Origin of the sequence: Roseimicrobium gellanilyticum (genome assembly GCF_003315205.1) — a bacterium.
GTDB classification, from domain to species: Bacteria; Verrucomicrobiota; Verrucomicrobiia; order Verrucomicrobiales; family Verrucomicrobiaceae; genus Roseimicrobium; species Roseimicrobium gellanilyticum.
This window is the reverse complement of the sequence record NZ_QNRR01000002.1, coordinates 827,287-845,526: the sequence shown is the minus strand read 5'-3', so window position 1 is coordinate 845,526 and position 18,240 is coordinate 827,287. Positions and strand designations below refer to the sequence as shown.

The 18,240-nt window shown below is 58.7% G+C and carries 12 protein-coding genes and 1 tRNA gene; 7 read left to right on the top strand and 6 right to left on the bottom strand.

Features of this window, described 5'->3' with window-relative positions; translation table 11 throughout:
* Nucleotides 1-4: 4 nt before the first annotated feature.
* The 4 genes from DES53_RS08785 to DES53_RS32450 all read left to right on the top strand — a co-directional run bounded on the left by DES53_RS08785 (nucleotide 5) and on the right by DES53_RS32450 (nucleotide 2,536).
* On the top strand, nucleotides 5-994 hold the full coding sequence (locus DES53_RS08785; protein WP_113957847.1) for a hypothetical protein: 990 nt from the start codon (nucleotides 5-7) through the stop codon (nucleotides 992-994).
* A gap of 182 nt (nucleotides 995-1,176) precedes the next feature.
* Nucleotides 1,177-1,253 (top strand) — tRNA-Asp (locus DES53_RS08780).
* A gap of 248 nt (nucleotides 1,254-1,501) precedes the next feature.
* Entirely contained in the window at nucleotides 1,502-2,212 is a 711-nt protein-coding gene (locus DES53_RS08775; protein WP_113957846.1) for a hypothetical protein, read from the top strand.
* Between the two features lie 120 nt (nucleotides 2,213-2,332).
* Nucleotides 2,333-2,536, top strand: a complete 204-nt coding sequence (locus DES53_RS32450; protein ID WP_147263290.1) for a hypothetical protein — start codon at nucleotides 2,333-2,335, stop codon at nucleotides 2,534-2,536.
* A gap of 24 nt (nucleotides 2,537-2,560) precedes the next feature.
* On the opposite strand, the gene DES53_RS08770 is transcribed toward DES53_RS32450, so the two are convergent.
* Entirely contained in the window at nucleotides 2,561-3,904 is a 1,344-nt protein-coding gene (locus DES53_RS08770; RefSeq protein ID WP_147263289.1) for a hypothetical protein, read from the bottom strand.
* 118 nt (nucleotides 3,905-4,022) lie between these two features.
* Here DES53_RS08770 and DES53_RS08765 point away from each other — a divergent pair, with 118 nt between their 5' ends.
* Nucleotides 4,023-4,322 (top strand): hypothetical protein, encoded by a 300-nt coding sequence (locus DES53_RS08765; protein WP_113957844.1) that lies wholly within the window; start codon nucleotides 4,023-4,025, stop codon nucleotides 4,320-4,322.
* A gap of 55 nt (nucleotides 4,323-4,377) precedes the next feature.
* Here DES53_RS08765 and DES53_RS08760 read toward each other — a convergent pair whose 3' ends face one another.
* On the bottom strand, nucleotides 4,378-6,021 hold the full coding sequence (locus DES53_RS08760; protein WP_113957843.1) for an acyltransferase family protein: 1,644 nt from the start codon (nucleotides 6,019-6,021) through the stop codon (nucleotides 4,378-4,380).
* Between the two features lie 156 nt (nucleotides 6,022-6,177).
* Here DES53_RS08760 and DES53_RS08755 point away from each other — a divergent pair, with 156 nt between their 5' ends.
* Nucleotides 6,178-7,068 carry a CE1 family esterase gene (locus DES53_RS08755; RefSeq protein WP_211325485.1) on the top strand — a complete coding sequence of 297 codons (891 nt, stop codon included), beginning with the start codon at nucleotides 6,178-6,180 and terminating at the stop codon, nucleotides 7,066-7,068.
* A gap of 68 nt (nucleotides 7,069-7,136) precedes the next feature.
* Here the strand turns inward: DES53_RS08755 and DES53_RS08750 are convergent, their stop codons facing one another.
* Both DES53_RS08750 and DES53_RS08745 read right to left on the bottom strand, forming a co-directional pair.
* Nucleotides 7,137-8,090, bottom strand: a complete 954-nt coding sequence (locus DES53_RS08750; protein ID WP_211325484.1) for an MBL fold metallo-hydrolase — start codon at nucleotides 8,088-8,090, stop codon at nucleotides 7,137-7,139.
* Nucleotides 8,087-9,334, bottom strand: a complete 1,248-nt coding sequence (locus tag DES53_RS08745) for an MFS transporter (RefSeq protein ID WP_113957842.1) — start codon at nucleotides 9,332-9,334, stop codon at nucleotides 8,087-8,089. Before DES53_RS08745 ends, DES53_RS08750 begins: the two co-directional genes overlap by 4 nt.
* 165 nt (nucleotides 9,335-9,499) lie before the next feature.
* Here DES53_RS08745 and DES53_RS08740 point away from each other — a divergent pair, with 165 nt between their 5' ends.
* On the top strand, nucleotides 9,500-9,826 hold the full coding sequence (locus DES53_RS08740) for a DUF3817 domain-containing protein (RefSeq protein ID WP_113957841.1): 327 nt from the start codon (nucleotides 9,500-9,502) through the stop codon (nucleotides 9,824-9,826).
* Between the two features lie 81 nt (nucleotides 9,827-9,907).
* Here DES53_RS08740 and pbpC read toward each other — a convergent pair whose 3' ends face one another.
* Both pbpC and DES53_RS08730 read right to left on the bottom strand, forming a co-directional pair.
* Nucleotides 9,908-12,256 (bottom strand): penicillin-binding protein 1C, encoded by a 2,349-nt coding sequence (gene pbpC / locus DES53_RS08735; protein ID WP_113957840.1) that lies wholly within the window; start codon nucleotides 12,254-12,256, stop codon nucleotides 9,908-9,910.
* A 57-nt stretch (nucleotides 12,257-12,313) separates the two neighbouring features.
* Nucleotides 12,314-18,100, bottom strand: a complete 5,787-nt coding sequence (locus DES53_RS08730; protein WP_170156962.1) for an alpha-2-macroglobulin family protein — start codon at nucleotides 18,098-18,100, stop codon at nucleotides 12,314-12,316.
* Nucleotides 18,101-18,240 lie beyond the last annotated feature (140 nt).

Below are 18,240 nucleotides of genomic sequence, written 5' to 3'. Positions count from 1 at the left end.
ACGCATGAAGGCGCTCGCCTTGCTCCTGCTGCTGGGAGTCACAAGCTGCACCGCTTATCTGTACGCCTACGATCCCATCATTGACTGGGTGGGGCTGAACCGCACTGGCCCTTCGCTTGAAGCAGTCGCAACTTCAAGAGGCACGGCGACCGCAAGCGTGACGGTGCCAGCACCTCCTCCCCTGCCTTCTCCTCCGGGTACCTCGGCGACCACGGCAACCCTGACCAAGCCCCCAACGCCGGAGCCATCTCTGTCGATGGCCTCCACCCAGAGTGCGGTGATGCCTCCATCCTCCGTGACGGAGAACACACCGAAGCCTGATGCGGACGGCTTTACGCCTCCCACATTTCTTCCGCTGGAAGACGTGGTGAAGAATTGGACCCAGGTGCCAGTGACGGCATTTCCGCGAGAGGTGCGCGTGATGAAGTCGGTGGAGTTTGTCACGGTCCTGTCCGGAGGAAACAAGATGTCCTCCAAAGTGCCGGCCGGCAGCCATGTGCAGGCCATCGAGCAGGAAGGCAGCATGTTGGTCATCGCCATGTCGGTGAGTTCACCTGCGCGAGTTCAGGTCTTGATGGATGACACGGACTTCAAAGCGGTACTCACGGAGGCATATGAACAATGGAAACTGTCCATCACAGAGCGCTCCCGCAAATCCCACCTCGCGATGCTTGCCGCAAGGAAGCGTGCAGCGAACTCGCCAACCAACAAGGCAGCAGATGCCCCAGGGGCGCCCACACGAAATGCCGAGGGCACTTATGACATGCTCCTGGCGAGCATGAAGGCTGGCCAGGTCACTGACATCACACCTCAAAATGTACGCAAGTGGGGTGAGCCAGTGCGTGAAGAGATGGATGGCAAGGTCTACTGGATGATTACCGTCGACGTTACGGTGCAGACCGCATTCGGTCCTATCGATGCCCAGGCGGTCGCCCACATCCACGACGGAAAAGTGGAGAAGTGGCTCTACACCTCGGGCGAAGAAGTGCCGTGAAAAGTGGTGCTGAATGCGAGCGACCTCCGTCAGCACATCCTCCGCAGGATGAAGGACCTGCGTTTGTGTCGATGTCGTGGTTTGATCATCAAAGATTCTGCAAGAAACTATCAAAATGCATTTGCGTATAACGGAATCAAAGCTAGTCTTCACGCCTTCCCGAGACCCGGGAAGACAAGGTTGGAGCGGTAGCTCAATTGGTTAGAGCGCTGCCCTGTCACGGCAGAGGTTGCGGGTTCGAGTCCCGTCCGTTCCGCCAGCCTTGTTTCCCGATGCAGAAGTGACTGCCGGGAGTCCGCCGCATCACAAAATAAGACGTGATGCACAATTGAAGCGACGTCGGCATTTGGAAACAGAATGCGATGACTCGAAGAGCTCGCAAATGAGCAGCCATCGGTGCGCTTCCTCTTATCTCCGCCTTTATGCGTGCTGAATGAATGAAGCACGCGGGACTGTGAAAAAGTATGGCACAAGAGGGCTGATTCTACGATTATCCAGCATACCCCCATGAACCTTTCCTCTATCCTCGTCGTGTTCCTCCTGGTGGCTGCAGGGCTGGTATATGTGTTTCAGCAGAAGCCCGAGTCCAAAGAGACCTCGAAGCCAAAGAAGACGGTCGTAAAAAAGGTGGCAGAGGACGAGCTTCCGCCGTTGCCTGTGCCGTCGCCTGCCTTGCCTGAACCCGCTCCTGAGCCGGTGGTGGCTGCACCTGCGCCCCCCGCAGTCTGGTATACAGCACGTCGGATTTCCTCCATGTCAGAAACTGGAGTGTCGTCCGTGCCGGCGGGGCGGGAAGTCACCAAAGTCAGTGAAACGGAAGTTCTCTACAACGGCAAAAGCTTCACCGTAAAGCCTGGCGACCTGACCTCGGATATGATGGTGGTGGCTGATCTCCTCACCAAGCAGGATGCAGCTGGTGCCCTGGAGCAAAAGGAACGCGAGTCGGCAGTGGCAGCAATGGAACAGGCGAACAACGCCGCAGTGAAAGCCCATGCCGAAGACAAGAAAGCTGAGCGCCGCCAGCAGGCAGCCGCCGCCATCGAGTCCATTGACAGGCAAATCGTCTCCTTGCGAGAGAAGATCAAGCACGAGCGCGATGCGGAACTGGTGGCCAGCATCAACAACCGTATCTCCAGCCGCGGTGCCGTGATCGCGAAGTGCGAGCAGGCAATTGCCAAATTGGAAGCGGAGCGGCTCAGACTTTCAAGCCTGCAATAGCTTTCGGCAGATTCAATCCACGGGACCTGCGCAACAGGTATCGCACTTGCGATTCACGTATGGCGCAACCGGCTCTGCACGTCACACGAACACATTTGTCCACGCTGTATATTTGCTGCCATGAAAACAACGTCGTCGCCATATCGCTGGGGTGTTGCTTGTGCCTGCCTCGCTTGTTTGCTGCCACTGGTGCTCTCCTCCTGCCAGGACCTGCCCCCCGCGGAACAGATGTCCAACGAACAACGCGAAGCCTACGTCGAGCATCGCAAATGGGATCTCGAAGCTGAGCATCGCAAGCAGATTGACGCCGAGAATCGGAGGTAACTTCTCAGACTCGCCAAAACGGGTCTAGTTTTTCACGTGATACACATGGGCGGCATTGCCGTCCTCGGAGAAGCTGCTCCGAGTGTAGTCGAAGGTGAACTCCGCTTTCCGATCATCCGCCCAGAATAGGCGGATTTTGTTGTTTGCCGTCGCCTCCCAGCGGGATGTGCCTGCAGTACCGGGCGAGGTAAACGTACTGTCCGCGTGAAACTGAATCTCCGGTCGTTCCCCGAACCAGCGTGTGCCAGCGAGCCACTTGGCCAGTTCCACCGCATCTTGCGGCCCATAGAAGCTCTCGGGAAGCACGTGCTCATTTTCATTTCTCCACTGCTCGCGACGCACGCCGTCCTTCATGTAGATGATGTGGAGTGACTTGTTCCAATAGGGGTTTGGATCGGCGCCGAGTTCGGGTGGGCTGACGGAGAACATGCGCTGCTCTGTCTCCACGAGATCACGCACTTTGGCCGTGACATCAGCATCTTTCCCACCTGTGCCGTAGATGGCGGAGAGAACCTGCACCGACCATTGCTTGGGGCGATACGACTTCGGCTCAAGCTTGGCGGGATTGGTGGGGAGGACTATGTTTACTTTCTTGGGGTCGATATCCCCCTGCCCCTCAACATCCTGGCTGATGTCTTCGAGCTGTCCTCTTCCCACAAGGGGCGCTGGTTCATCCACCACGAACTTGATCCACGTGGAGGCTGCCCCGCCCCAGAGGGGTCTCCCTACATAGCCATCGCCGACAAACTTCCGCATGTACATGTCTCCCTCACCCCAGGGATTGGCAATGGCGCCAGCCCGCACTTCCATGCCAGCATCGCGATTCCGGATGAACTCCACCGACTTCACCGGATCATCACACACGCCCCATTGCTGGGAGGAAGGATCCGAAACGAATCCAATCTGCGTGTCATCCACAAGCCCTGCGACGGCGAAGTACTTTGAGCCGCCCCAACGGATGCGATTGTGCACCACTTGAAATACGAGCCAGTCCCCCTTTCGCACATCCACGGCGATGCGTTCTGCGGTGGCGCCAAAGCGTTCCTCAAGCAGCTCACGCTTCGCGTCGGGAATGCGTTTCCCGTTCTTGTACACTTCGACAATGTAATCATTAGCCACCGTAATGAGATGCCGGGCCTGGACAGCCTGGGACTGGATCCGCGCTTCACGAGATGGATTCAACTGCGAGCGTTTCTTGTTCTGCACCCTCTGGGTCAGTTCCTGACTTGCAGCCTCCCTCTTGCGAACCAGCTCGGCGTGGTGTTCAGGCGTGACGGGTATGGATATGGGAAAGGATTCCTGGGGGTATGCCGTGGTCAATACTCCGGTGACGAGCATGGTGAACGCGCACAAAGGCATCGTTTTCATAAAGGTAGGCTAACGCAGTTCCACTGGGTGCGTCATCACAAATGCATCGCCTTGCCCTTGCTTTCCGTAAATAGTCTGTAAACAGCGTGAGTCTTTGTCTTTTCCTCCCGCCCGTTCCATGACTCAAGAAGACCAGACCCTGTTGCAGGAGTACATGCGTGTACGCACAACCCCCAATCGCATCTTCGTGGAGGTGAAGATGGTGGATGGCGGCGACGGAGACACCCTGGCTACTCGCTGGTCCCTCGCGTGCGTGCTGCCTTCCAAGGCCACGCCCCTGCAGGTGGACCGTGCCCGCATGATAGCTCTGGCGGACTATCGCTATTTTCGCACCTGCGATTCGTGCAGGGAAAAGCTCCCTGCGGGACTGGTACCAAGCGGAGAGAACGGGGTGGATGTTTGTCAAAACTGCCGTTGAACTATCAGCTCAACGTGAAGGTTCTCACATGGTTGTGGAGGATTTCTCTCTCCCCCTACCCGCGTGATGTTGCCGGATTGCCAATTCCCGAAGGCACCAGTCGATCCCGCAGTCGAAGCAACGGTGCTTCTATGAGCCAGCTCACTGACAACGATATGCCCATGGTCGCTACCACGTACCCCGCGAACCATGCCATCGAAGTTGGAGCTGTGGGGGCAGCAAGGTAATAAGGACTCATGACTTGGACGAGTGGGAAGTGCCAGAGGTAGAGCGTATAGGAGTGCCTCCCCAAAAAACACAGCGGAGCCAGCACAGGTCCGCTTCCATGTCTCTGCTGCCATCCATACAAGGTGAGGATGAGAAGACAGGTGGCCAGCGACACGGCGGTCAGGCCGATGGTCATGGTCCAGTCATTCCTGCCGTAAGCAAAACACGGGGACAAAAGCACTGCGATTGCCGGAGGGCCCCACCAGCGAAGCCTGTCTGCCCAGCGGACAAATACATCTGGGCGAGCATGTCGGGCATATCTAAGCAGCACACCCCACATCAAGGCATCACCATGAAGATGGGTGGCGGCGTAGTTGTACGCGTAATGCCCGCCATGGAGAAATCTCAGTATCCTGAGTGCCGGGCAGATCAGGCAGATGCAAAGTGCGAGTCGCGGGAGCCAGCGCAAGTTTTCACCATCTTTCGAGGGAGCCCTTTGGGAAACTGCGAGTGCAAATGCGAAGGCCAGAAGCAGGTAGAACTGCTCCTCCACACCCAAGCTCCACGTGTGTCCCCAAACACCTCCCAGATAGTTTTGGAGATACAAAAGCTCATGGGTGATCCGATCGATGGATACTTCCGCACTCTGCAACGGGACAAAAGTCGCTGCCACCACCGTAGCCAGGATCAGAATCCAGTGTGCTGGATAGATCTTCCATGCCCGTCGATACAGAAAGCGCCCCACTCTTACAGAGCCGTTCTGCCGCCACTCCTCCAGCAGGAGACCCGAGATCAGATAACCGCTCAGTACAAAGAAAAGGTCCACCCCCATCCACCCTCCCCGATTGAACATGAGGAGCAGTGGCTTGGGGAAGTCTGGCACTCCTTTGGGCCAGGGCACGTGCGCGAAAAGGACGAGCATGATCGCGATGCCACGAATGGCATCCAAGCTCCATTCGCGGGCAGGCTTGGGACGTGGAGCGGCAGCCTGGGCTGTTCCCGGCCATAACGCACTCCAGATCCAGAAGCCCCAGAGACCGCGAGTCAAAAAGAGAGCACCCAAAAAGATCAGGATCCAGGCGGTGGTCAGCATGAGCTTGGGCACATTGCGGGAAACCTGGACCTCGTACCTGCGTCCGTTCTGTCTCGGGTCTGTACCATCGGTGGATGACAACCAGACTTGCTTCAGGCTGATGCTGAATAGTCCCCTGCCCCCTTCGCGCACCTGATTGCTGGTTGCAGCTTGAGTCAGGGGCGCTCCATTTTCCAATAAACGGACGGAGGTAGGAATCTCGGTCTGGCGAAGCTTGGCCGGAATCGACCAGGCATAGGCTCCCCCGTCCGCGGGTTCCAGTTTGGAATTTTCAATACGGGCCGTCCATGCAGCCAGAGTCCCGCTCGAATGCTGAAGCAAAATAACGAGTCCCACCAACACTGCCAGAATGCCGCACAAAACAGAAAAGGAGCGCACTCGGGACTTGCTGTGAGACATGGGGAAGTTGTTGCCAGGAAACTATTGAAACGATGGATTTCTGCGGTTTGGATCTGGCACAAGTTATTCCAGCCACCAATGGAAATCGTGCTTAGCTCTGCAAAGCTTGTAACCTTCATCACTTGGTGCACGTCCTCAGCAGCATCGTTACCCGTCATGAGACTTCCCAGGACTCGCTATTCCCCTGTTACCTGCCTGCTGCTGGCCCTGCTGGCGGCTTCATCACTGTACGTCGAAGCGGAGCCCCCAACGGCCCGTCAGCGCTTGCAGCAGGCCCTGCAGCTTCCAGAGAGTCTGGGGGCGGCATCCTACACCGTGGAGGGCGTAGCCCGTGAGGCGCTGATCTACGCTCCCGCATCGGCAAAATCATCACCCACCCCGGTCGTGTTTGTTTTCCATGGTCATGGTGGTAATGCCAGGCAGGCGGCGCGCAGCTTCGGCATCTACCACGAGTGGCCGGAAGCCATCTCGGTCTACATGCAGGGGCTGCCCACCAAGGGTCAGCTCACGGATCCTGAGGGAAAGAAGAACGGATGGCAGGGACGCGAGGGGCTGGAGGGCAACCGCGATCTCAAATTCTTCGATGCGGTTCTCGCGAAGCTGAAGACGGACTACAAGGTCGACAGCAAACGCATCTACTCCACAGGTCATTCGAATGGCGGTGGATTCACGTACATGCTGTGGGCAGAGCGTGGCGATGTCTTTGCCGCGATGGCTCCTTCAGCCGCAGCCGCCCCTTTCAGCATGCCAAAACTCAAGCCCAAGCCCGCGATGCACCTCGCTGGCGAGACGGATCCTCTGGTGAAGTATGAGTGGCAGGTGAAGACCATGGAAGCCGTGCGCAAACTCAATGGCTGCGAATCTCAGGGAAAAGCGTGGAATGAAGTGGGTACTGCTTACCCCTCACTCACCGGTACTCCCTTCGTGAGCCTCATCCATCCCGGAGGCCACCAGTTCCTCCAAGATGCTCCGCCACTGATCGTAAAGTTCTTCAAGGAGCATCCTGCCAGCAGCACGACTTCATCCGTGGATACGGTGAAGAAGTGAAAATGGAACTCCCCACCCAGGGGATTATGAGTCCTCTGCTCTAACATCAACAAGGTCGGGAGCGATACTCACACAATCGCCTTGAGATATCTTTCAGCGGATCTCTTCACCGCCCCCTTCCCGTCCTTCGCCACTACACCCGGCCAGAAGGCGCCATAGATGCGATCGTACTCGAACGGATCCAGCGCCTTCACGATGCGTTCAATGGCTGGCTTGTTGAGCGGGATGTAGTTGGGATAGCTGTACATGAAGCTCACCCAACGCCGATCCGAAACCACCTGAGGTTGATCTCCGGCCAGGAGCACGCCCTTCCCTTCCGCACCATCCCGCCAGTGCAACACCTGGAAGCCATCGAAGTGACCGCCCGTGTTGATGAGCGTGAGGCCATCACCCAGGGATTTGGTTTCTCCTTTCCAGAACTGGATGGCCGGATCCGGCCGCAGCACCCATTGCTTGTCGGCTTCATGCAGGTGAATCGGTACACCACCAAAGGCGCGGCTCCACTCCACCATCGCCGTATAGTAGTGTGGGTGGGAGATGGCAATGGCTGAGATGCCTCCCAGTTTCTTCACCTCACGAATCGCCTCGTCATCCAGGTAGCTGATGCAGTCCCACAGGATATTGCCCTTGGGTGTGCGTACCAGCAGCGCACGCTGGCCGATTCCAATCTTTGGCTCAGCGCCGATGCCGATGATATTTGGCTCCTGTTCCTTGAAGATGTTCTTCCATCCTCCGCGCCGCATGGTATCGAGCGTGGTCCATTCCTGGCCATTGAGTCCCACATACTGCCTTTCATCCTGGCAGATCGGACACTCCTTGGGCGCGGCCTCTGTTTCCGCAAATTGAATGCCGCAGGTGACGCAGATGTAGTGCGCCTTGCCGGAAGGCGCTGGCGATACGGAGGGTTTATCCTGTGCGCTCACGGAAGGAGTACGTGCAATGTGTGCCAGACCAATCGCGGCGGGCGTGCCAAGGAGAAATCGACGGCGTGAGGAAGAGGAAGCAGGTCTCTTGGATTTCATGGAGTGCTCGGGGTGCCGGATGCAGTGCGTGTCTCGATGAGTGATGGATTCGGGGAGAAGCGCAAAAGCATCATCAACAGCACCAGCAGTGCAGCCGCAGCGACGAACCACGCCACCGGGATCACCTGCAACCCTTGCACGCGCCCGAGGAATCCGACGAACGACGGCACCAGCGCGATGCCCAGCGTAGCTGCGGCAATCTGATACCCAACCGCGTTTGCGGTGTGCTGGAGTGGCACACGATTGGGAGTGGTCGAAATCAGCGAGGGGAAAATGGGCGCGCAGCCAAAGCCGATGAACATGATGCCCACAATGGTCAGGGTGGCGCCAAGTCCTGACACTATCAGCACGGCCCCCATGACAATGATCCACGCACCTCCGAGGATGAGCGCTCGTGGCGTGAACTTTCCTGCAATGAGTCCCGCCGCGATGCGCCCTACCGTAAGCGAGCCCCAATAAGCCGCAGTCCAATTCCCAGCCCTGTCCGGTGCCACGCCATGATGTCCCGTGAGGAACGTGTATGCCCATGTCCCCACGGCTGCCTCTGTTCCCGTGTAGATGAAGAAGGTCGCAATGCCCAGCCACACGGTCCGCAGTCTTAGCGTGCTCCACAAAGTGGCCGGCGGCTGTGTCGCTGCTGTTTCCTGTGTCTGCTCGGCATGCGCTGTGCCAGACGCCTTCGGCCACCAGGACAGCGTGGCGAGGAAGCAAGCCACCAGCACCACTTCACCAATGCCCACCCAGAAGTACCCACGCTGCCAAGGTGCGCCACTTGCAAGAATGCTGGTGAGCAGCACCGGACCAGAGGCGGCACCGAGACCGTAGCATGCATGCAGCCAGTTCATGGTGCGCGCGCTGTAGTTCATCGCCGCATACGTGTTGAGACCGGTATCGATGGCTCCCGCGCCGAGACCCGAAATGAACGACAGGGCCACGATCACGGCCCATGCTGGAGCTGTGGCATAGCCAATGAGTCCCACCGCTGTGGCCGCACCACTCAGCGCCAGCAGCATGCCCACATTCATCCGCGCCAGCAGCCAGCCGCTTGAGAGGGTCGAGATGAGATAGCCTGCGATGAACACCACCAGCACGGCGCTGACTGCATCAAGGGGCAAATCGAACTGCGCCCGCATGGATGGCCAAGCGACTCCGAGCATGCCATCCGGCAATCCCAGGCTGATGAAACCCACGTACGTGAGCAAGAGCAACAAAAGAGCGCGGATGGGCTTGGACGCAGGCGGCATGCGAAAGAAAATAAAGTGACAACGACCATAAGGAATTCGTCTCCCAGATGCCACCGGGCACTGAGAAGTTGATTCCCTCTCAATCTTGCGGAATGAAGAATGCTCCCTGAACACCTCCTCCACTCGAAATGGGGGCACAGTTCACTGCGTATTTTACAAGCCCCTATGAGGAACTCCCACCCTGTCACTCCCCTTCGTCACATCGCCCTTGTTGAGGGTGTGTCCTTTCTCATCCTGCTTGGCATCGCCATGCCCTTGAAGTACATGGCCGGCATGCCCATGGCTGTGAAGGTGGTCGGCTGGATCCACGGCCTGCTCTTTGTGCTCTTCTGCTTCGCCCTGCTGCGCGTCATGATGTCCACCAGTTGGTCCTTCGGACGCAGCGCGCTGGTATTCATCGCCTCGTTGCTGCCGTTCGGCCCCTTTCTCATTGACCGCCGCATGCGTGAGTGGGAGAAAGAGCCGGTGATTGAAGAAGCTGCAGAGAAGTAGAATTGCCGCGCTTCAGAGCGGGAGTACGATTGGACCAGGAAGCTCCGGCCTCCAGGCAATGCAGCCGCATTGACACACACGTTACGGAGCCACTCGCAACTTCTCCGTGGCAGAGAGCGCATCACGCACCTCAATGCGCACTTCAGAGAAGGCCCCGGTCACTGGATCCTCGACGCGCAATTCATGATGCCCGGGCACAAGCGTGGCATAAGCCAGTCCATTCTCATCCACAATGGCGATGGATGGCGAACTCCACTTCATGCCCGCGGGTCCCGTAGCTCGCAGAAGCAGGCGACCGCCCTTGTCTTTCAAGTCCGGATCGAGTTGAAATACGCTCCCGTCCACTGGAATGGAGATGCGAGGAGGAGCGTTGTTGCTGTCCTCAGACTGCAGCGCCACCAGGCCCGCCAGCCAGTGGTCACCGCCATGCACCCAGCGGGTGTAGTCGCGCGGCAGCAGCGCCCGTCCCTCGCTGTCATAGTCCCTGGCGGTGGCTGCCGGAGGAAGCGTACCTGTCAGAAACGACTCCTCGCGTGAAGCACGAACGCTCGGAGAGGCATCATCCAGCCGCTTCCCGTTCCTCGGGTCAATGCGCGCACGAACGATGCCGGAAGGTTCCGCATACCACGTTGTTCCCTGTGTCTCATGAAGGTGTATCATGATATCACGGAAAATGGGGCCCGCTCCCGCCACGCCTGAGACTTGGTTCATGGGTGAGTTGTCAAAATTGCCCACCCAGACGCCAACAGTGAACTCAGGGGTGAATCCCATGGTCCAGTTGTCCCGGTAGCTCGTGCTCGTGCCGGTCTTCACCGCACACGGAAACGGCATGCGTATGACCGTGTGCGGGCCGAAGGCGAGCATGCGTGCCTGTGCATCATGCAGGATGTCCGCGATGAGAAAGCTCACCTGCTCGGTATGTTTTCGATTGGCAGCAGCGTCGCCAGATCCTTGCGCGGTCGCATGCAGGAGGGTCCACTCTTTCCACTTCCCGAGCCGGGCGAGGCACGCATAGGCATTGGCCAGCTCCAGCAAGCGTACGGGAGCATTTCCAATGGTCAGGCCTAAACCATAGTGCTCAGGTGGCTCCGTGAGGGTGGAGATGCCAAGGCTCTTCAACTCCTCGCAGAGCACCTTCTCTCCACCGAGTTGCTGTAGCGCACGCACCGCAGGGATATTCAGGGAATTGCCCAAAGCCTCGCGAAGCGTGATCGGGCCATAGAACTTTTTGTTGTAGTTTTCCGGGCGGTAGATCCCTGTGGGCGTGGCATACTCGATGGGCAAATCCGCAAGAATGGTGGCCGGTGTCGAACCTCGCTCGAGCGCCAGCAGGTAGGTGAAGGGTTTCAACGCGGAGCCTGGCGAATGCGGTACCCATGCACCATTGAGCTGTCCTCCATCTTCCGCGAAGAAATCGCGCGAGCCAGCCAGGCCAATCACGCGCCCTGTCTCATTCTCAAGCACCACCGCAGCGGCGTGCGTCACATGCTTGCCCGTCAATGCGCCCAGCCGCTGGGCAATAATTGACTCCATCCTTTGCTGCAAAGCCGTCTGGATGGTTGTGTGAATCTTCCCATCCGCTGCCAGCGATGCCCCACCTTTCAGCAGTTCGATGGCATGCGGTGCAGCGAACCCACCCGTGTACCGTTGCAAGGTGGCTCTCTCCGTGCCTGCGAGCTTCCCCTCCTCTTCAGTCAACCAGCCGAGTACCGCCATGCGCTCAAGAATGTGTTTCTGCCGCTTCTGTACTGCAGGCAGGTTGCGAAAAGGATTGAGTCGCGTGGGCGATTGTGGCAAAGCCGCCAGGAACGCGCACTCCGCCGGCGAAAGGTCACGCAGCGGCTTGTTGAAGTAACCTTGTGAAGCGGTTGCACAACCAGTGAGCAGATTGCCATAGCTCACGCGATTGAGATACTCGGTAAGAATCCGATCCTTGTCCCAAGTCATCTCCAGGCGTCGCGCTTGGAGCGCTTCTTTGATCTTGATGAAAAAGGTCCGCGGAGCGCGCTCGTCCGCCGAGACCTTCACGAGCTGTTGCGACAACGTGGACGCGCCAGAGACAACGCGACGCGAAGTGAGATTATCCAGCGCTGCGCGTCCAATCGCCAACAGATCAACACCTCCATGAGAATAGAAGCGTTTGTCCTCGGCGGCGAGTGTCGCTTGCACGAGCTTCTCCGGCAACTCCATGCGCGACACCGGTGCCAGGGTGCGTTGTCCATCGACGCTGAGAAGCTGGCGCAATGGAGTGCCATCGGCCGCGAGGAATACGGGTGACACCGGCAAAGGCCGCTCCAGCCTGGGTGGCAGCGGCGCGACCCAGGGCAGTACCCACCATCCCAAAGCGCCAAGCAACGCCACACCACCCACCCCTTTCAATGTCCACCGCCATGTCGCCTTCTTGCGAAGCATGGCAGGTAAGAGGGACATGATGGGATGCTGGTGAGGCCAGGGAATGAGTGTCACTCCCTGGCCGGATGTTTTCCGTTACTGTCCTGCGACGTCCTTGCCGTCGCTCATGGGCAGTGTTTGGATGCGCTGTACACCGCTGGTACCATAGTGTGCCGGGTCGTACATGGCCTCAATGCGGGCCGGAGGAGCCACCACATCGCCTTCGGCAATGACGCGTGCGAGGTACTTCAGCTGGAACTTGCCAATCGTACTCCAGTCATTGGTGAAGAACAACGCACGATCATGGCGCAGCTCTCGATGATCGCAGTACCAGGCGTTGTCCTCGGCATCAGCATCCTGCTTCTTGTTCTGCGTGGTAAACTCAGGGTTCACTGGCTCGAAAACACTGGGCAGTCGATCTTCCAAGGCAAGGTAGCGATTGCCCTTCATCACATTGATGTCGAGCGTCACCACGATGAGGTCACCCACGCGCAGGTTCTCCGCAGGCTCCAGCATGCCGGTGGGCGTGAGTCGCTCATAACGGCGGCTGATGCCAAAGCCCTTCTGCACGGGTTGGAAGGTCTTCAGCTCAGGCCAGGCTTTTACTTCCACCCGGGCACGCACGGTCTGATCCTGTGGCAACGTCACCTTCGCGGTCGGCGCTTCCTTCTTGGCGTTGTAGCTCAGCAGGGCCGTGGTGCTTTCCATGGGAGTCGCAAGCGAGAAGGGCTTCTCCTGACCACGGATGGCCACATTGAAGCTCAGCGGTTGCGGGTCTTTCACGGGGCGCTCCAGTGTGGAGAGACCTGTGAGGATCCAGGAGTTGCTGAAGGTGGTGCCCCAGTGGCCCCAGCCACCGCGGCGCTTCATGAGTTCATCTGCGATGACATTCGCTTCCTTTGTCAGGCCGCGATCCGCGCACACGATGAGACGCAGCCCGGCAGCCGTATCACCACCGAGCCAGAAGCGTCCCGCTTTCGCGTCGTTCTTCTGCGGCTTGAGCAGTTCGGTGATCTGCACGTCAGGCGCTTTTGTCACGCACATGCTGAGTGCAAGGAACAGACGTGCCGTTTCAGGCATGCGTTCGCGACGGCTATAGAGCGTATTCGCGTAGGCGGGCTCCGCCTTGCCCGCACGGGCCAGCGTATAGAGGGCCATCGCGGCGTCATTCAGCTTGTTCAGGTCCGAGGTGTTCGCCAGATCCAGCTCGCGAAGCTGCTTGCTGATCCAGGTGGTCAGGCTGTCGAGAGACGATTGCGGGATCGGAATGCCCCATTCCTTGGCCTTGAAGAGGCAGTGCCCCCCATACGCGCTCGCCCAGAGTTCAGGTGTGTCACCTCCGGGCCAGTAGGCCAGGCCACCATCATCGGTCTGCATCTGCAGAATGCGGTTCACACCGCGATTGATGGCATCGCGCACCTTGTCCTTCTGCAGGAGGTCGGGGAACATCGGCTCGTACTTGCTCAGGGCAAGCCAGGGCAGCGTGGCGCTGGTGGTCTGCTCGACGCAGCCATACGGGTAGTGCAGCAGATACTCCAAGGCATCGCGCGCCTCACTGAGCCGGGACTGACTGAAGTCGATGCGCAGTTCGCCATCACTTTCCAGAAGCTGTGGGTTGATGCCCTTCAGCAGATCCTGGCTGGCGCTCGCGCTGGTGAGTTGCAGGTAGCGCACTTCACGCAGGGCCGGCACGGGATGATGAATGTCAAACTTGGACTCCACGGCATCGCCGAGGGCCTTGGCATCACTCCACTCCGTGGTCTTGGCCTGCCACTTCCATGTGGTCGTGCCGTTCTTGATGAAGCGTACCGGGAAGGCCAGGGCCGTCGTCTCACCCGCCTTGAGTGTGATGACGCGACGTTCTGACCTGCCGTCGTTCGTGGTGGTGCGGTTCTTCAGTGCAGCCAGGGCAAAAGGACGCTCCTCGGTGATGAGTTGTGCATGGTCATCGAGCTGCAGTTCCACTTCCACCTGTCCGCTGTGCTGAGTGGTGTTGTGCACCACGGCCTTCACCAGAATCTCGTCACCCGCATGGGCGAAGCGGGGCACGACCGGCTCCACCATGAGAGGCTTGTTCACCACAAAGGAGGACTCGCCCGTGCCGAAGCGGTCACCATCTTTCGCGGCAATGGCCATGACGCGGTAGCGTGTGAGGCTGTCTGGTGCATTGAAGGTTGTAGTCACCTTGCCGTCCTTGTCCGTGATGAGTGAAGCCTGCCACACCGCCGTGGCCACAAAGTTTTTCCGCAGCGCCATGTCCGCGCCGAGTTCTTCATCGCCGCCGCCCACTATGATGCCCTTGTTGCCACGATGGCGTTGCTTCATGTCTTCAGTCAGCAGCGCATCGAGTGTGGTGTACGTGGAGACAAAGAGAGCCTTCGCCGCATGGAAGAATTCGAAAGGCTGCGGAGTCTCATAAGCCATGAGGCTGAGCACCCCTTCATCCACGGCAAAGAACGTGACCTCACTGCCCTCCACCGGCTGGCCTGCGCCGTCCTTCACGGTAGCGGTCAGAGTCTGCTGACCGTTCGGCAAAACGGATGGCTGCGAAGCTTCCGTCGTGACCAGGAGCTTCTTCGTATTGCTCTCCACCGCGATCTCGCAGTAGCCCACCTTGTAGTCAGGCACCTTGTCAGCATGCGGGCTCTGGTCCGCACCGCGGATCACCACCACGGAAATATACGCATTCGGACCGTCTTCATCCGTGATGGGCACCTTCACCACCGGGTTCTCCGTGGACACCGGTGCGAGGAACTGCCGATGGATGCGGTTGCGTTCCACCGTGACCAAGGCAGTGCCAGCGATGGGTGACTTCACCACCACGCTCACTTCTTCACCCGGCTTCACCGTGGTCTTATCCGGCTGTAGCGCGATGAGCGCGCCATCATCCCAGGCCCAGGGGAAATCCTTGCCTCCCAGCACATAGAACCCCAGGCGGGAAAGCACCGTCTTGCCGCTGGCGTCCGTCGCCGTCGAGGTGATGAAATAGGTGCCGCCAGCCTTTGGGGTGAACTTCACTTCCGCCGCAGCCGCGCCACCGTTCTGGCTCTTAAGTTCCACACGGGATTTCAGCTCTTCGAGCAACACACTCTGGTTCTTCGCTGTCATGGCGCCACCTGCGCCTTGCACACGCACGGTGTTCCACGCCTGGCGCTCGATCTTCACATCGACCGGAACCGAAGAGGTGAAGCCCTTGCCCTGCGGTGTGATCGCCACGAGGTCGATGGAGAATTCCTTGCCCGCTGTGCCACTCCAGGCATGGGTCTTCGCGCCCACGATGAAGTCCGCGCCGGGAATCTTGAATTCCGTATTCGCAGCGATGGTCTGCTGATTCACATCCGTCACATCCGCATAGACGGAAATGGTCTGCGGCAGCGCTTCCTTGTGCGCTGGCGGAGGTGGCAGTTCGATGGTCGCAGTGCCGTCGTCATTCAGCGTGAGTTCACCATGAGCGCCCCAGTTGCTGGATTCATCCTCGTCTTCCTCGGAAGCCGTCTCATCATCGCGATCTTTGCCATAGTGCCACCAGGAGGGGGCATCGCCGAAGTGGTACTCCGCAAATTCATCCGGCGGCATGTATACGCTGGAAAGGTTCGCACTCCACGTGGCTTTCGCCGAGGAGAGTGCCTTGCCCATGTAGTAGTTCGCCTTGAGCGGCACCTTGATGCGATCCTTGCTGGCCTGGAACTTCTCCCCATTCAGCTTCACCTCAAAGGTGTTCGGCTTGTACTCGTCCACACGCAGTGCGAGGTTCACCAGCGAACCGGTTTCATACTCATCTTCACCGGCCTCGGGTTCGCGGAAGCGGATATTCAGGCTGTACCAGCCCACCGCGCCTTCAGGCAGCGCAATCTGGTCGCTCCAGGTGCCATTCGCCGTGAAGGTGATTTCCTTGTTCAGCACCTCACGATTGCGCGGGTCGGTCATGGTGAGCTTGGCCTTGGTAGGCTGGCCAAGGGTCAGCGCATCACCGGTGCGCATGCGGGTGATGGCTTTCACGTTCGCCTTCTCGCCGGGCTTGTACACGGGACGGTCAGAGAAAATGAAGGTTTCGTTTTTCGCCTTCCATGGGTCACCCCACCCGATGTTGATGTTGTGACCCCAGAGTCCGATGCGATTTTCCCTACCACTGCAGATTGCTGCGGTGCAGTCGTCGCCATTTTTTGCCAGCACCCAGGCGGCATTCTGGCTTGGTACCATGGCCATGCCTTTGTCATCCGTTTGAGCAGACTTCAGAAAGGCTCGCTCCTCATCCGCGAAGGTAAGTTGCACACCCGGCAGGGCCTGGCCCGTCTTCAGGGAGAATGCATACACGAGCGCTTCTTCACCCGTGTTCTTCACCATCAGGCCGATGTCCGTGAACTCCACGATGCTGCGGTTCAAGATGGCGCCGACAGGTGCACCGTCTTGTGGAGTTGCCTCGATTTCCAAGAAGATAGGGGCCGCCTTGGTCTGACCCAGCACCTCGTGCCAGTTGATCTCATGGAGCGAGCCACGCTCCAGCGGCTGGTTGTTCGTGATGACCTTTTCAAACACCTGCTTGCCCGGAAGCTTGTCAAAGGGCGTCAGGCGCTCGCGTGCAGGAGTCTTGTTCTTCTCGCTGTAGTCGAAGTTTTCGTACTCCTTTTCATAGATGGCACGCGCCGCGATCAGCTCCCCATCGCTGAGCTGCTTCGCGCGGATGCGCATTTCCTTGAAGTTTGCGCCATAGATGTCCAGCAATGCCTTGCCAGACGAGATCTGCGTACTTGCACCAGCACTGGTGGATACGAACACCGGACTCGCCTTGAAGGTCACGGTTTCGCGCACGGGATTCTCCAGCGGCAGGTCATCTGCCCCGGGCAGGCCTGTATTTACCGTGACCGTGTAAGGCGTGCCGAGGGCGAAACTGCCTTCCATCTCCAGTGAAGACCATCCCAGATTCACCTTCATGTCCGCCACGGCAGGCTCCACCGTCACAAACTTCGCTGCTTCCACACGGGCCTTCTCAAGATCTGCCGCCGAGAGGTTTCCATTGCGCAAGTTCTTGTTGAAGTTCAGCACGATGGAATGAGGACCGTCGAAGCGGTTCTCCGTGCTCACGGTTTTGAAAGCCAGCACCTGCACGGAGCCCCATTCATGGCGGGCTTCTTCGCCGAGGATGGCATTGCCACCTGCATTGGTGAAGTCAGCCGGCATCACCAGGGTCCAGTCCACACCGGGAGGCAGTGGTTCACCGGTCTGCACAATCAGGGCATTCGGGCGGGTTTCATCATCCTTCACGGAGGGCTTCACTCCTTTGCCCTGCTCTTCCCAAGTGGGGACCAGATCCGTGCCGTAGCGCTTCTTGAAATCCTTCCCCGTCGCATAGCGCACCTTCGCCGCGATCGGCTGGGTGCCAAAGCGACTCACGAAGTGGAACTGTCGCCCGGCGGCGGCAGCGTCCACGGCGTCAGAGAACTGCAGGATGAAGTAAGGCGTGCGGCGCGCAGACTCGCCGAAGCTGTAGGGATACTCTTTATAGTCATCCGCGACGCGGAAGGCTTCCGTCTCATACTCGCCAAGTTCCTCAACGGCCACCGGTTTGCCTGTAGCATCCTTCAATCCTTTGCGGAGAGTGAAGGAATAGGTGGTGGCGATGGCAGGCGCCTTGGTGAAATGGAACTGGCCGCTGCGCGTGCTGGTCCACTTGAATTCGCCTTCGATGGCGGGCTCACCCACCAGTGGCGAAATTTTCTCCACGGTGCCCACCTTCTCCTTTCCGATCATCGCGCTGTCGAATCGCAAATCCAGCGTGCTGGAGGGAAGGAGCTCTTCGTTATCAATGACGAGTTCAGCAGCGGGCACGGGGCTCGCAACGGTTAAAAGACCCAGCAGGGTCAGCAAGAAGGCACGGGCTTTCATGGGGGAAGGTTGCTTCAGAAGAGCATAGCAGAGCTGTCGTCGGACGACGAGCCGGTCATGCGCATTCTGTATGACAGTGTTGTTGCGATTTCGTTCCCCGTGACAGCAAAACATGAATTTTACTTGAGCGCGGTGGCAGA

Coding starts and splice junctions, on each gene's coding strand:
- DES53_RS08785 (WP_113957847.1), top strand. CDS start 5: ATGAAGGCGCTCGCCTTGCTCCTGCTGCTGGGAGTCACAAGCTGCACC.
- DES53_RS08775 (WP_113957846.1), top strand. CDS start 1,502: ATGAACCTTTCCTCTATCCTCGTCGTGTTCCTCCTGGTGGCTGCAGGG.
- DES53_RS32450 (WP_147263290.1), top strand. CDS start 2,333: ATGAAAACAACGTCGTCGCCATATCGCTGGGGTGTTGCTTGTGCCTGC.
- DES53_RS08770 (WP_147263289.1), bottom strand. CDS start 3,904: ATGAAAACGATGCCTTTGTGCGCGTTCACCATGCTCGTCACCGGAGTA.
- DES53_RS08765 (WP_113957844.1), top strand. CDS start 4,023: ATGACTCAAGAAGACCAGACCCTGTTGCAGGAGTACATGCGTGTACGC.
- DES53_RS08760 (WP_113957843.1), bottom strand. CDS start 6,021: ATGTCTCACAGCAAGTCCCGAGTGCGCTCCTTTTCTGTTTTGTGCGGC.
- DES53_RS08755 (WP_211325485.1), top strand. CDS start 6,178: ATGAGACTTCCCAGGACTCGCTATTCCCCTGTTACCTGCCTGCTGCTG.
- DES53_RS08750 (WP_211325484.1), bottom strand. CDS start 8,090: ATGAAATCCAAGAGACCTGCTTCCTCTTCCTCACGCCGTCGATTTCTC.
- DES53_RS08745 (WP_113957842.1), bottom strand. CDS start 9,334: ATGCCGCCTGCGTCCAAGCCCATCCGCGCTCTTTTGTTGCTCTTGCTC.
- DES53_RS08740 (WP_113957841.1), top strand. CDS start 9,500: ATGAGGAACTCCCACCCTGTCACTCCCCTTCGTCACATCGCCCTTGTT.
- pbpC (WP_113957840.1), bottom strand. CDS start 12,256: ATGTCCCTCTTACCTGCCATGCTTCGCAAGAAGGCGACATGGCGGTGG.
- DES53_RS08730 (WP_170156962.1), bottom strand. CDS start 18,100: ATGAAAGCCCGTGCCTTCTTGCTGACCCTGCTGGGTCTTTTAACCGTT.